The 12,410-nt window shown below is 62.8% G+C and carries 16 protein-coding genes; 10 read left to right on the forward strand and 6 right to left on the reverse strand.

Annotated features, from left to right (window positions below; genetic code table 11):
* Nucleotides 1-5: 5 nt before the first annotated feature.
* The 5 genes from ACR0D8_RS16605 to ACR0D8_RS16625 all read right to left on the reverse strand — a co-directional run bounded on the left by ACR0D8_RS16605 (nt 6) and on the right by ACR0D8_RS16625 (nt 4,095).
* Nucleotides 6-1,460 carry an efflux RND transporter periplasmic adaptor subunit gene (locus tag ACR0D8_RS16605; protein ID WP_480648152.1) on the reverse strand — a complete coding sequence of 485 codons (1,455 nt, stop codon included), beginning with the start codon at nt 1,458-1,460 and terminating at the stop codon, nt 6-8.
* A 105-nt stretch (nt 1,461-1,565) separates the two neighbouring features.
* Nucleotides 1,566-2,108 (reverse strand): molybdenum cofactor biosynthesis protein B, encoded by a 543-nt coding sequence (moaB, locus tag ACR0D8_RS16610; protein ID WP_480648154.1) that lies wholly within the window; start codon nt 2,106-2,108, stop codon nt 1,566-1,568.
* 6 nt (nt 2,109-2,114) lie between these two features.
* Entirely contained in the window at nt 2,115-2,735 is a 621-nt protein-coding gene (locus ACR0D8_RS16615) for a LysE family translocator (RefSeq protein WP_480648156.1), read from the reverse strand.
* Nucleotides 2,732-3,331, reverse strand: coding sequence for a metallophosphoesterase family protein (locus ACR0D8_RS16620; RefSeq protein ID WP_475154803.1), 600 nt, complete (start codon nt 3,329-3,331; stop codon nt 2,732-2,734). Before ACR0D8_RS16620 ends, ACR0D8_RS16615 begins: the two co-directional genes overlap by 4 nt.
* The gene (locus ACR0D8_RS16625; protein ID WP_480648272.1) at nt 3,328-4,095 is read right to left on the reverse strand and encodes a uracil-DNA glycosylase; all 768 of its coding nucleotides are present in this window, start codon (nt 4,093-4,095) and stop codon (nt 3,328-3,330) included. The genes ACR0D8_RS16620 and ACR0D8_RS16625 overlap by 4 nt, the downstream gene beginning before the upstream one ends.
* Nucleotides 4,096-4,180: 85 nt before the next feature.
* Between ACR0D8_RS16625 and ACR0D8_RS16630 the strand changes: the two genes are divergently transcribed.
* From ACR0D8_RS16630 to ACR0D8_RS16670, 9 genes are all read left to right on the forward strand, one after another.
* Nucleotides 4,181-4,810, forward strand: coding sequence for a scavenger receptor class F, member 2 (locus ACR0D8_RS16630; RefSeq protein WP_480648158.1), 630 nt, complete (start codon nt 4,181-4,183; stop codon nt 4,808-4,810).
* A 59-nt stretch (nt 4,811-4,869) separates the two neighbouring features.
* The gene (locus ACR0D8_RS16635; protein WP_480648160.1) at nt 4,870-5,805 is read left to right on the forward strand and encodes an aspartate carbamoyltransferase catalytic subunit; all 936 of its coding nucleotides are present in this window, start codon (nt 4,870-4,872) and stop codon (nt 5,803-5,805) included.
* The gene (locus tag ACR0D8_RS16640) at nt 5,802-6,320 is read left to right on the forward strand and encodes a hypothetical protein (protein ID WP_480648162.1); all 519 of its coding nucleotides are present in this window, start codon (nt 5,802-5,804) and stop codon (nt 6,318-6,320) included. The genes ACR0D8_RS16635 and ACR0D8_RS16640 overlap by 4 nt, the downstream gene beginning before the upstream one ends.
* Nucleotides 6,305-6,700, forward strand: coding sequence for a hypothetical protein (locus ACR0D8_RS16645; RefSeq protein ID WP_480648163.1), 396 nt, complete (start codon nt 6,305-6,307; stop codon nt 6,698-6,700). Before ACR0D8_RS16640 ends, ACR0D8_RS16645 begins: the two co-directional genes overlap by 16 nt.
* A complete protein-coding gene (gene pyrC / locus ACR0D8_RS16650; RefSeq protein ID WP_480648165.1) occupies nt 6,688-7,968 on the forward strand; it encodes a dihydroorotase in 1,281 nt (426 codons plus the stop codon). The genes ACR0D8_RS16645 and pyrC overlap by 13 nt, the downstream gene beginning before the upstream one ends.
* Nucleotides 7,968-8,573: a glycerol-3-phosphate 1-O-acyltransferase PlsY gene (gene plsY, locus ACR0D8_RS16655; protein ID WP_480648167.1), complete on the forward strand. Its 606-nt coding sequence runs from the start codon at nt 7,968-7,970 to the stop codon at nt 8,571-8,573. Before pyrC ends, plsY begins: the two co-directional genes overlap by 1 nt.
* Nucleotides 8,570-8,860, forward strand: coding sequence for a hypothetical protein (locus tag ACR0D8_RS16660; protein WP_480648169.1), 291 nt, complete (start codon nt 8,570-8,572; stop codon nt 8,858-8,860). Before plsY ends, ACR0D8_RS16660 begins: the two co-directional genes overlap by 4 nt.
* A 174-nt stretch (nt 8,861-9,034) precedes the next feature.
* Nucleotides 9,035-9,511, forward strand: coding sequence for a YHS domain-containing (seleno)protein (locus ACR0D8_RS16665; protein ID WP_475154838.1), 477 nt, complete (start codon nt 9,035-9,037; stop codon nt 9,509-9,511).
* Between the two features lie 271 nt (nt 9,512-9,782).
* Nucleotides 9,783-10,316 carry an outer membrane protein gene (locus ACR0D8_RS16670; RefSeq protein WP_475154840.1) on the forward strand — a complete coding sequence of 178 codons (534 nt, stop codon included), beginning with the start codon at nt 9,783-9,785 and terminating at the stop codon, nt 10,314-10,316.
* A 50-nt stretch (nt 10,317-10,366) separates the two neighbouring features.
* Here the strand turns inward: ACR0D8_RS16670 and ACR0D8_RS16675 are convergent, their stop codons facing one another.
* Nucleotides 10,367-11,353 carry a quinone oxidoreductase family protein gene (locus ACR0D8_RS16675; RefSeq protein WP_480648171.1) on the reverse strand — a complete coding sequence of 329 codons (987 nt, stop codon included), beginning with the start codon at nt 11,351-11,353 and terminating at the stop codon, nt 10,367-10,369.
* A gap of 192 nt (nt 11,354-11,545) precedes the next feature.
* Here ACR0D8_RS16675 and ACR0D8_RS16680 point away from each other — a divergent pair, with 192 nt between their 5' ends.
* Entirely contained in the window at nt 11,546-12,403 is an 858-nt protein-coding gene (locus ACR0D8_RS16680) for a DUF2189 domain-containing protein (protein ID WP_475154848.1), read from the forward strand.
* Nucleotides 12,404-12,410: the final 7 nt, after the last annotated feature.

Raw genomic sequence — 12,410 nt, forward strand, 5'->3', positions numbered from 1 at the left:
GGCGCCTAACCCCCTGCCCGGTTTTCAATGCTCCGCACCAGCGAGGCAGGAACCCTGGCTTCGCTCAGTTGCCCCAGTACACGGGCCTTGACGTCGCTGGGCATGCGGTCGCTGGCTTCGACCTGCGCCACGAGCTGGGCGCGCAGTTCGTCGGACAGCTCGACCATGTCCGGTTCAGCCCCGGCATTGGCCTCGATCCGCAGCGGACGCACGCGCACACCCGAACCCAAAAGCGGTGTGCGGCCTATGACCACTTCGCGACCGACCAGACCCTGCCCCCGCAGCAGCACTTCGTCACCCTGTCGACGGATCAGTTGTACCGGCAGCGCTTCGAGCCGGTCCCCGTCACCCAGAACCAGCACGGTGCCAATTGCATCCAGAACCGAGGATGGCAGCCGCACAACGTTGTCCAGCGGCTGTTCCTGTACCGAAACGGTAACAAAATCGCCCGGTTTGAACCCGGAGGCGTCATCCAGACGGGCATAGATCAGGCGCCCTGTCTGCCCTTCACCGGCCGAACCGCTGTCGCGGCTGATGCGGCCTTCGGCCATCAGGTCGGTGCCCGTCACCTCAAGCGACACCGTCACTGGAGCGTCGATCAGATCGCCACTCTCGTCCAGCAATCGCACATATTGCGCGGTCGAGACTCGAAAGGCGACCTCCAGCGCGTTGGGATCAACCAGCTCCGCCAGCTTTTCGTTGGCCGATACCAGCCGCCCCTCGACAAGGGTCACATCCGTCAGGGTCCCGCCAAAGCGGGCGCGGATGGTCATGTCGTCCAGATCCCGTTCTGCCGCCGCCAGCGCGATGCGGGCGCGGGCCAGCAAGGTTGTCGCCTGATCGACACGGGATTCCGCCTGCGCCAGCGCGATCCGGCGGGCCAGAACCGATTGTTGCGCCGCGGCTTCGGCCAGTTCTGCCTCTTCGACGGCTGCCGCAGCGCCGACGCCCCGGGATTGCAGATCCTGCTGGCGCTGCATCGCACGCCCGCGCAGCGCCGCCTGTGCCTCGGCAGAGTTCAGCTCATCCTGCGCCAGCAGCAACGAGCGTTCTGCGTCGCGTTCTTCAAATTGCGCGTCCAGCAGATCGGATTTGGCGCGATCCAGCGCCGATTGCGCATCCGCCGGATCAAGCTCGACCAGAACCTCTCCGGCTGTCACCGCGCCGCCATCTTCAAAATCTTCGGACAGCGTGATAACCCGCCCGCCCAGCGCCGCGCGCAATTCCAGACGGCGACGGCTTTGAACCTCTCCGAAGGCTTCCAGATAGGGCGTAACGGTTTCCAGTTCGGCCGGCCGGACACTGACGGCAAAAATCCGTTCGCGGGCCTCGGGCGGGGCCTCGTCGCGGTTCAGAACGTCTTGCACTGCGCCCGCGATCAACTGGAACGCGACGAACAGCAGGGCCAGCGTCAGAGACGCCAGAAAGACACCGACAAGGCTTTGCCGCAGAAATCGCATCTATCACTCACCCCGGTTGCGCAGGCCGCCATGCCCGAAATGTAGCCGGGCACGAAATTTTGCCAAGCCACAAAGCGGTTATAAAGCGTTGAACGTACGACCAGTTTACTTCCGTCGCAGATGTTCGTCCAATCTGGGCATTATTTCCACGAAATTGCAGGGACGATGGCGATAATCGAACTGTTTTTCCAGAATTCCGTCCCAGGCATCCTTGCAGGCGCCGGGGCTGCCGGGCAGCGCAAACAGATAGGTGCCGCCCGCCACGCCACCCGTGGCGCGGGACTGGACCGCCGAGGTGCCGATCTTCTCCATCGACAGGATAGTGAAAACCGTACCAAAAGCTTCGATTTCTTTCTCATAGACGTCCCGATGTGCTTCGACCGTCACATCGCGGCCCGTCAGGCCGGTGCCGCCGGTCGTGATGACAACGTCTATTTCCGGGTCTCCCACCCACAGGCGGAGCTGCGCGGCGATCTCGGCGCGCTCGTCCCGGATGATCTTGCGGTCGGCCACCGAATGCCCTGCGCGTTCGATCCTTTCAACCAACGTCTGACCCGAGCGGTCCTCGTCCAGCGACCGCGTATCCGACACTGTCAGCACCGCAATCCGGACCGGGATGAATTCCAGCGTTTCGTCAATGCGCGACATGTGGCGTCAGGCCCTTTCCATCACGGCCAGACGCACCGCAAGCGCGGTGAAAATCCCGCCGGTTACCCAGCCCATGATACGCGAGGCGCGTGCGTTCGAGATCAGGATCCGCCCCGCGCCGCCGGCAAATATGCCTACCAGACCGTTCACCACGAACCCGCCCAGCGCGATGATCAGTCCGAATATCAGAAACTGCGCCAGAATCGAGCCTGCCGCCGGGTTCACGAATTGCGGGATGAAAGCCAGGACAAACAGGATGATCTTGGGGTTTGTCAGGTTCACCACCATCCCGTCGCGAAAGGCAAATCGGGTCGGTCTGGCAGGCGCGTCCGCCGCAATTGCGCCGTTCCGGATCGCACTCCAGGCGAGATAGAGAAGATAGCCAACGCCCAGCCAGCGGATCACATCGAACAGCCAGGGCATCGTGGCCACCGCCGCGCCCAGCCCCAGCCCGGCCAGCAAAACGTGAACCATCAGCCCAAAGGAAATCCCAGCGCTGGCGACCAGTGCCGGCCGCGCCCCCGACCGCAGCCCCTGACCGAAACAGAACATCATGTCGGCCCCAGGCGTGAAATTCAGGGCAATCGCCGCGGGAACAAAGGCCAGCAGCGTGACGGTTTCAATCATATGTTCACCTCGAACCAGTTTGTGCGTGGACCCAGATTGGCAACCTGCGTACGGCCTATCGTGCCGCGATAGCCCCAGCTGTCGTGGATATGGCCGCACAGCGCGTATTGCGGCTGCAGGCGTTCAATGGCATCGCGCACGGCCACCGACCCGACCGCATCGCCCGCCGAAGTGACATCGCCATAGCCCTTGGGCGGCGAATGCGCGATCAGGATGTCCGCGGCATCGCAACGGTCCAGCAACTCGGCGGCCTCTGCGTCTGTCAGGTCACAGGACCATGCGCCAAACGGCGTGACCGGGACGCCGTAGCCGAGGCCAAAAAGACGCAGGCCATCCACCGTCATGCCAGTGCCGTGCAATACATGCACGCCTTCGGGTGCGGCATCCTTCAGTTCTCCGGCGCTTTCGGCATTGCCGGGGATCAGCACCAGCGGCGCGGTGATCCCCGACAGCATCCCCATCGCCTCGGCCAGCCCCTGCCGCATGTTGCAGTAGTCCCCCGCACCGATCACCAGATCGGCGGCGGCGCTGGCCCCGACAACCTCGGCGGCGCGGTTGCGTGCCATATGCAGATCAGAGAAGGCAAGTATCTTCATCCCACCGCCCCCAGTCGCGCCCTGAGCTCCAGCAGGTCCGCCCAGGCCTGCCGTTTCATCTGTGGCTGTCGCAGCAGGTAGGCGGGGTGAAACATCGGAATGACCGGCAGATCCAGCGCCTGATCCCATTGCCCGCGCAACCGCGTGATGCCGCGTTTGCCCAGCACTGCCTGACAGCTGATGTTGCCCATCACCACCAGCACCTCGGGCTTGGCCAGCGCGACATGGCGTTCAAGGAACGGCTTCATCATCCCGATCTCTTCGGGTTTGGGATCGCGATTCTGCGGTGGCCGCCAGGGCAGGACATTGGTGATATAGACGTTTTTGCCGCGGTTCAGGTCAATCGCCGCCAGCATCCGATCCAGCAACTGCCCGGCGCGACCGACAAAGGGCTTGCCTTCGCGGTCCTCGTCGCGGCCCGGAGCCTCGCCAATGATCATCACCCGCGCGCCCGGCGTGCCGTCGGCAAAGACCAACTGCCGGGCTCCGCGTTTCAGCTCGCACAGATCGAATGCATCCATCGCAGCGCGCAACTGTTCCAGCGATCCGGCGGCCCGTGCCGCCGCTTGCGCCACCGCGACCGGGTCGGTCTGCGCAGGTTTTTCGGGTGCAACCTGCGCCGCGGCCGGCTTTTTGGCCCTGGGCGCGGTGTCGGGCAGCGCATACCGATCCACCGGGGCGTCGCCAACCGCGTCGGTCGCACCCAGTTCGATCTGCCATTCCAGCAGCGCCCGCGCGGTATGATAGTCCAGAGCCGATTCCATACCCCTCAATCTAACCAGCTTTTGAACGAGGGAAAGCGAATAGGCCTTGATCGGTCCGTCCGTCGCACCGACCATCGGGGTATTCATGTTGGTATTGCTGCGATTCCTTCTGATTTCCCTGCTGCTGACCGTGCTCAGCGGCCCGGCCGTTGCGCAACTGTTCGACCGCAACGGCCAGTGCCGCGGCGGGCAGTTCCAGTGCGGCGCCCGGTGCTGTTCGGGCGGGCAACGGTGCAGCTTTGACGGCCACTGCATCCCGCTGGGCGGCACCTATTGCGGCGGCGGCCGTACCTGTGGTCCGTTTGAACGGTGCGTGGCCGGCGGGACGCGCTGTGCACCGGCGGGGGCCAACCGATGCACCTCGCGCCTCGATTGTCCGGGCGGTACGTTTTGCAATGCGCGCGGCGAATGCGAGCGGATCACCCCGGAATTCGACCCGAACACCGCGACGCAGGGCTTGCCCACCCTATGCGACAATGGCCGAAGCTGCGGGGCGGGATCATCCTGTCTGCCGGGCGGCGGATGTACGCGCCCCGGCTGGTTTCTGTGCGAAGAAACCGGATCGCAATGCCGCCCCGGCTTCAAGTGTTCCGAACATCAGGGCTGTGTCCCGGTCAAGGCCGTCGACTGCGGCTACGGCAAGTGGTGCAAGCCGGGCGAGCAATGTCTGCCGGACGGCGGATGCGAGAAACTGCCTGAAAGCACGGAACCTTAGGTTGCCTCGGCGCGCGCGGCTTTCTATAAGCGGCCCGATTGTCAGACAGGAGCCCGCCCATGCGTTTCGCCCATCGTCACCTTCTTGGCATCGAGCACCTGTCGCAATCCGATATCACCGCCATTCTTGATCTGGCCGAAAAATACGTCGACATGAACCGTCAGTCGACCAAGCATTCGGACGTGCTGTCGGGGCTGACGCAGGTCAATATGTTCTTCGAGAACTCGACCCGTACGCAGGCCAGTTTCGAACTGGCCGGCAAGCGTCTGGGCGCGGATGTGATGAACATGGCGATGCAGGCCAGTTCGATCAAAAAAGGTGAAACGCTGATCGACACGGCGATGACGCTGAACGCGATGCACCCCGATCTGCTGGTGGTACGGCACCCGCAATCCGGTGCAGTGGACCTGCTGGCGCAAAAGGTGAACTGCGCGGTGCTGAATGCAGGCGACGGGCGGCACGAGCATCCGACGCAGGCGCTGCTGGACGCGCTGACCATTCGCCGCGCCAAGGGCCGCCTGCACCGTCTGAACATCGCGATCTGCGGAGATGTCGCCCATTCCCGCGTCGCGCGGTCGAACCTGATCCTGCTGGGCAAGATGGAGAACCGCATCCGCCTGATCGGCCCGCCGACGCTGGTGCCCGGCCAGTTCGCCGAGTTTGGCGCCGAGATCTATGACGACATGAACGAAGGTCTCAAGGACGTCGATGTCGTCATGATGCTGCGGCTTCAGAAAGAACGGATGGATGGCGGATTCATCCCCTCGGAACGTGAGTATTACCACCGCTACGGGCTGGACGCCGCCAAGCTGGCGCTGGCCAAGCCGGACGCTATCGTCATGCATCCCGGCCCGATGAATCGCGGGGTCGAGATTGACGGCACGCTGGCCGACGACATCAACCGCTCGGTCATTCAGGAACAGGTCGAGATGGGTGTCGCCGTGCGCATGGCGGCGATGGAACTGCTGGCCCACAACCTGCGAGACGCGGCATGAGCGATCTGACCGTCGCCCCCCATGAACGCGGCGTTCTGCGCCTGTTCGAACTGGACATGCGCCCGGAGGAGGCCAAGTTCCTGCGCGAACCCGGTGCCGCCGATCAGGTTCTGGGGGTTGCGGGGCTGGACCCTGAACAGATTGACGTATTCCCGGTTTCCGATCTGGAGGACCTGGGCCTCTTTGGCTACTTGCACGAAGGATGCGGCGTCTCTGAAGACCAGCTGGACCGGGGCGCTCTGGACGCCATGGATGGCTGGGTCATGGTGGTTCGCAGCGCCGCCTTCCGTGGGCGCGCCGCCACACTGAACCCCGACCCAAAGGTGCGTCTGGTTGGTCTGTTCACCGAAGAGGCCACAAACTGGACCGGCGGGGCAATCGAAACCGAAAGCGCCCGGCCCTTTTCGGCCCCGCAACCCGTACCCGAAGATGACAAGCCGCGCCGCATCGGTTCGGCCGTTCCGGCTGTGGTGATCATAATGGTTATCGGAGGCGCCCTGTGGCTGATCCTGTGACCTTTTCCCCCGACAAGGGCGCCTATATCCGCACCAATACGTGGCTGGCCGCCGGGGCCATGGCCGTTGCGATGATCGTGCTGTGGCTGGTCGGCAACCCTTATGTCTGGACCGGAGCACCCGCCGGTCTTGCCGCAGTCGGCGTGCGCGCGTGGTATCTGGCCTCGGAAGAGATGACCGCCACATGGCAGATGTCGGACACCTCCCTTACTGGCCCCGGTCCGCGCACGGTCGCGCTGCATCAGATCGCAGCGGTCAACACCATGGGCAGCTTCGTCCAGATCGTCACCAAAGGTGGCGACAAGCACCTGATAAAATACCAGGCGGACCCGGCCGCCACCAAAGCCGCAATCGAAAGGGCCATGGCATGCGCAACCTGATCTTTACCAACGCCCGTTTGATTGATCCGGAAAATGGCACGGACCACACCGGTTGGCTGCAGGTTGCCGAAGGTCGGATTGCCGCGCGGGGTGACGGCGACGCGCCGACTTCGGACGCGGACGTCATTGACTGCCGCGGACACTGTCTGGCGCCCGGCATCGTCGATATCGGCGTCAAGGTCTGCGAACCGGGTGAGCGCCACAAGGAAAGTTACAAATCCGCCGGTCTGGCCGCCGCCGCTGGGGGCGTGACGACTATCGTGACACGCCCCGACACCAGCCCGGCCATCGACACGCCGGAAACGCTGGAATTCGTCACCCGTCGCGCGCAGGCGGATACACCTGTCAACGTGCTGACCATGGCCGCGCTGACCAAAGGACGCGAAGGGCGTGAGATGACCGAGATCGGGTTCCTGCAGGACGCGGGCGCAGTGGCTTTCACGGATTGCGATCATGTCGTCGCCAACACCAAGGTGTTTTCCCGCGCGCTGACCTATGCACGCTCCTGCGGTGCGCTGGTCATCGCTCACCCGCAAGAGCCCGGCCTCAGCAACGGAGCAGCCGCGACCAGCGGCAAGTTCGCCGCGCTGCGCGGGTTGCCTGCGGTGTCGCCAATGGCCGAGCGCATGGGGCTGGACCGCGATATCGCCTTGCTGGAGATGACCGGCGCTGCCTACCACGCCGATCAGATTACAACCGCTCGCGCCCTGCCCGCGCTGGAGCGCGCCAAGCGCAACGGGCTGGACATCACCGCCGGGACCTCGATCCACCATCTGACCTTGAACGAACTGGACGTGGCCGACTATCGCACCTTCTTCAAGGTCAAGCCGCCGCTGCGGTCGGAAGACGACCGGCAGGCGGTGATCGAAGCGGTGCGCAGCGGGCTGATCGACACGATCAGTTCCATGCATACGCCACAGGATGAGGAAAGCAAACGTCTGCCGTTTGAAGAGGCCGCCTCGGGCGCGGTGGCGCTGGAAACGCTGCTGCCGGCGGCGTTGCGCCTCTATCATGCGGATCAGCTGGACCTGCCGACGCTGTTCCGCGCCATGGCCCTGAACCCGGCGAAACGGCTGGGTCTGGAAAGTGGCCGCCTGTCCCAAGGTGCGCCTGCCGATCTGGTGCTGTTCGACCCGGATGTGCCCTTTGTGCTGGACCGGTTCTCGTTAAAGTCGAAATCGCAGAACACACCGTTTGACGGCCAGCGGATGCAGGGTAAGGTCACCGCAACCTATGTGGCAGGACAAGAAGTTTACCGGAGACCCTGATGCCGCCCTTTGACAGTTCCATGACCCAGCTGATCCTCTGGGCTGCGATTGGCTATCTGATGGGATCGATCCCGTTTGGCATGATCATTGCCAGGGTCATGGGGCTGGGCAATCTGCGCAAGATCGGATCGGGCAATATCGGTGCCACCAACGTGCTGCGGACCGGCAACAAGGCCGCCGCCGCGCTGACCCTGATATTTGACGCCGCCAAAGGCGCGGTCGCTGTTCTGCTGGCGCGCGCGCTGGCCGGGGAAGATGCCACCCAGATCGCCGCGCTGGCCGCGTTTCTGGGCCATTGCTTTCCGGTCTGGCTGGGGTTCAGGGGCGGCAAGGGCGTTGCCACCTTTCTGGGCCTGTGGCTGGCGCTGGACTGGCGCGTGGGCGTGGCCTGCTGCCTGACATGGCTGGTGGCGGCGGCGATCTGGCGGATCTCTTCACTGGCCGCGCTGGCGGCAGCGGCGCTATCAACCATCTGGGTCATGATCCTGACGAACAGTTCAACCTTTGTGCTGGGAATTATCCTGACCCTGCTGGTCTATTGGCGGCACAGTGAAAACGTCGCGCGCATCCGGGCCGGAACCGAGCCGAAAATCGGACAGTCTTGATTCTGCCCCAACCGTTCCTGCCGGCGTTTTTCGCCATCCCGCCGGGCACATCCACCGGGCGCAGCGGGCAGAGGCGATACATTGTTTCGCGCACGGAGCTGGCCGGCGGTAAATCCCACAAGCTGGTTGCGCACGAACTGGGCGGCGATGATTACATCAGCCTGAACCTGTATCTGACAGAAAACAGCGGCGCGGTCCTGCGCCCGTGCGAGATGCCGGCGCAGAAGGTGATAGATTTCGTCATCGCGTTCCGGAGCGACCGCGACGGCCACACTCTGCAAATCTGAACACGACCTATTCACCCCCGCACAATCACGATTGATTGTTTTGAACGTGAATGGCGGTCTGCCCACTTCGGTGTCGTGACGACCAATTGCCGGTCGCACGGACCAAAATCACTAGGGTCGGCTGGGCGCAATTACGGCGTCGTTGGGTGGCCCGTTTCACGAAAGGTGAAAACAATGAACAAGATCAAATCCCTTATTGGCGGCGTCGCGCTGTCCGTCGCAATCGCAAGCTCGGCTATCGCTGCGGGCGTAGAACTGAACACCTCGACCACTGGCCTGGCGCTGCAGGGTTACGACCCGGTCGCCTATTTCACCGAAGGCGCGCCGACCAAGGGTGACTGGCAGATCACCACGATCCACGATGACGCGATGTACCGCTTTGCCAACGAGGAAAACAAAGCCGCGTTTGAAGAAAATCCCGAAGCCTACCTGCCCGCGTATGGTGGCTATTGTGCCTTCGGTGCCGCAATGGGCTTCAAGTTCGACGGTGACCCGAATTACTGGAAGATCGTCGACAACAAGCTGTACCTGAACCTGTCGGAAGGCATCCAGAAGCGTTGGGAAGGTGACATCCCCGGCTTTATCGAACAGGCCAGCACTAACTGGGAAACCATCGCCGAAAAAACACCGGCGGAACTGCAAGCGCAATAATTCGCTCACACAAACTCCCGGGTCGGCGGCAGATCACTCTGCCGCCGATTGCCGTTTGAAACACCCTGCCGGGAATCCTACATTTTCAGGAAACAAAGTGTCCGGACTTCACGGACCTGTGCTGCCGGATGTCATGCCGGGGCACGTTATTTCGGGTCGGAATGTGCAAAGGAACTGTGATCCGGTCGTCAGGCCGGGCCGTAGTGCTCAGTAATAACAACAAGGGCAGCACGGGTCTGCTGCAGACCATTTCGATCGAAAGGAAAATAGGATGACAGGTAAAATTATTCTCGCTTCTGCTATCGCAACCTTGGCCGCAGGGACCGCGATGGCGCAATCGTCAGGCAACTGGACCGGGTTTTATGGCGGTCTGCAGTTCGGCTACGCCGATATCGACACCAACGTATCGGGTGTCGACGGCGATGGCGCGATTGGCGGTATCATCCTCGGATATGACTACGACCTGGGCGATTGGGTCGTTGGTGCAGGGCTGGATTATGACTGGACCGGCATCGAGCTGACGCCCGGTGTCGAGGTCGAGGATGTCTGGCGCATCAAGGCACGCGCCGGTTACAAGGTCACATCACAGGGGCTGCTATACGGTATCGGCGGATTTGCCGACGCCGGAACCGACAACCTCGGCAGTGACGATGGCTGGTTCATCGGCGCAGGCTATGAACAGATCGTGGCCCCCAATATCAGCGTCGGCGGTGAAATCCTGTATCACGAGTTCAACAACTTCAATTCCACCGGCATCGACGTGGATGCGACCACCGTTCAGCTGCGCGCGGCCTATCGGTTCTGAACGGACGAAACGGCAATCAGGCGGACCCGGCGCAATACCGGGTCCGACCGTCAGGCAAGTTCCAGAACAGTGCTGCCGGTGGTTTGGCGCGCTTCAAGCGCCCGGTGCGCATCGGCCACCCGATCCAGCGGAAAGCGCTGGTCGATATGAATCTTGACCTCGCCTCCCTCGACCTTGCCGAACAACCGCCGCGCCATGGCCTGACAGACGGTGTGATCCGAGATATGGGTGAGCAGTGTCGGCCGGGTAATCTTGAGCGAGCCCTTCTTGGCCAGAATCCCGATATCCATCAGTGGCACTATCCCCGACGCATTGCCGAATGAGATCATCATGCCCAGCGGAGCAAGGCTGTCCAGCGAGCCCTCAAACGTATCCGCGCCAATCGAATCCATCACCACATCCACACCCCGGCCCTTGGTGATTTCGGCGACGCGTTCGGCGAAATTTTCGGTCCGGTAGTTGATGCAATGCGCCGCGCCGTTGAATTGGGCCAGACTGCATTTTTCATCCGTTCCCGCGGTTCCGATCAGTGTGATCCCCTCGGATTTCGCCCATTGGCAGGCGATCAGGCCAACGCCGCCGGCGGCCGCGTGAAACAGCACGGTATCGCCACGTTTCAGAGGCGTGGTGCGGTGAAACAGATATTCAACCGTCATTCCCTTAAGCATCATCGCAGCCGCCGCATCAAAGGAAATCCCGTCCGGCAACGGGCATACCTGCGCCGCCGGCATCACCCGGGCTTCGGAATACGCCCCGGCGGGCGCCGTGGCATAGGCGGCGCGCTGGCCGGGTTCCAGATGGGTCACACCTTCGCCGACGGCTTCGATCACGCCTGCGGCCTCCATGCCCAGCGCATGCGGCAGGTCCATCGGGTAAAGCCCGGTGCGCTGATAGACATCGATGAAATTCAGCCCGCAGGCATGATGTCGGATGCGAACCTCGCCCGGCCCCGGATCGCCAAGAGGGCGGTCTTCGATCTTCAGAACTTCGGGGCCGCCGTGTTCATGGATAACGACGGTTCGTGCCATTTGCTGCATGCTGACCTCCTGTTGCCTGCCGCCAAGCTAACACGCCTGAAAATAAGGGCAATCGGCACGATTCGGCGTGGCGCAACCACAACGCGAAAATTTGTGCTATACTGCTGTTCGGGCGTTGCCGGCTGGTCCGGCCAAGGGCAACCAAAGCCGGATTCACTCCGCTGCGCTGATACGCAAAGGGAGGGGAAGAAGATGGCCAAGACTATAGGAAATCCGATCAGCTGGGCGGCCCGGAATATCGGCGCGACCAGCGATCATGTTGCCGAGAGCGTCACCCGAATCGGCAGTGCTGACACGCGGCACCTGCCGATGGTGCAAACGCTGACCCTGAATGATCTGCGTGCCTGTTTGCGGGCCGGATATCAGGATTTTCTGGAAACGCGGGCCGACGCGATATTCATAGTGCTGATTTACCCGATTGCGGGGTTGCTGATGTTCGGCTTCGGGCTGAACCGGAACATGGTGCCGCTGCTGGCGCCGCTGATCGCGGGTTTTGCCCTGATTGGTCCGGTCGCCGCGGTGGGCCTTTATGAAATCAGCCGCAAGCGCGAAAAAGGGGACGAGGTGCACTGGCTGGACGCTTTCGGCGTGTTCCGGTCGCCGTCTTTCGGCGCGATTCTGGCGCTTGGCTTCTATCTGGTGATGCTTCTGCTGATCTGGCTGATGGCCGCGCAGAGTATCTACGAACACACGCTTGGACCCGAGCTGCCCACCTCATTCGGTGCCTTCGTCACGCAGGTGTTCACGACCGGAGCAGGCTGGACGATGATCATCTTCGGAAACGCCGTGGGGTTCCTGTTTGCCCTTGTCGCCCTGGCGATCAGCGTCGTCAGCTTTCCGCTGCTGCTGGACCGCAAGGTTGGGCTGCCGGTGGCCGTGGTGACCTCGGTGCGGGTGCTGCGTCACAACCCCGGCGTCATCCTGGCCTGGGGGTTCATCGTGGCGGCGATGCTGGTTATCGGCGCGATCCCGATGCTGCTAGGCCTGATCGTCGTCATGCCGGTTCTTGGCCACGCAACCTGGCACCTGTATCGCCGCGCGGTTGCCTGATCGGCAC

It is taken from the genome of Ruegeria sp. BG10 (assembly GCF_056538575.1).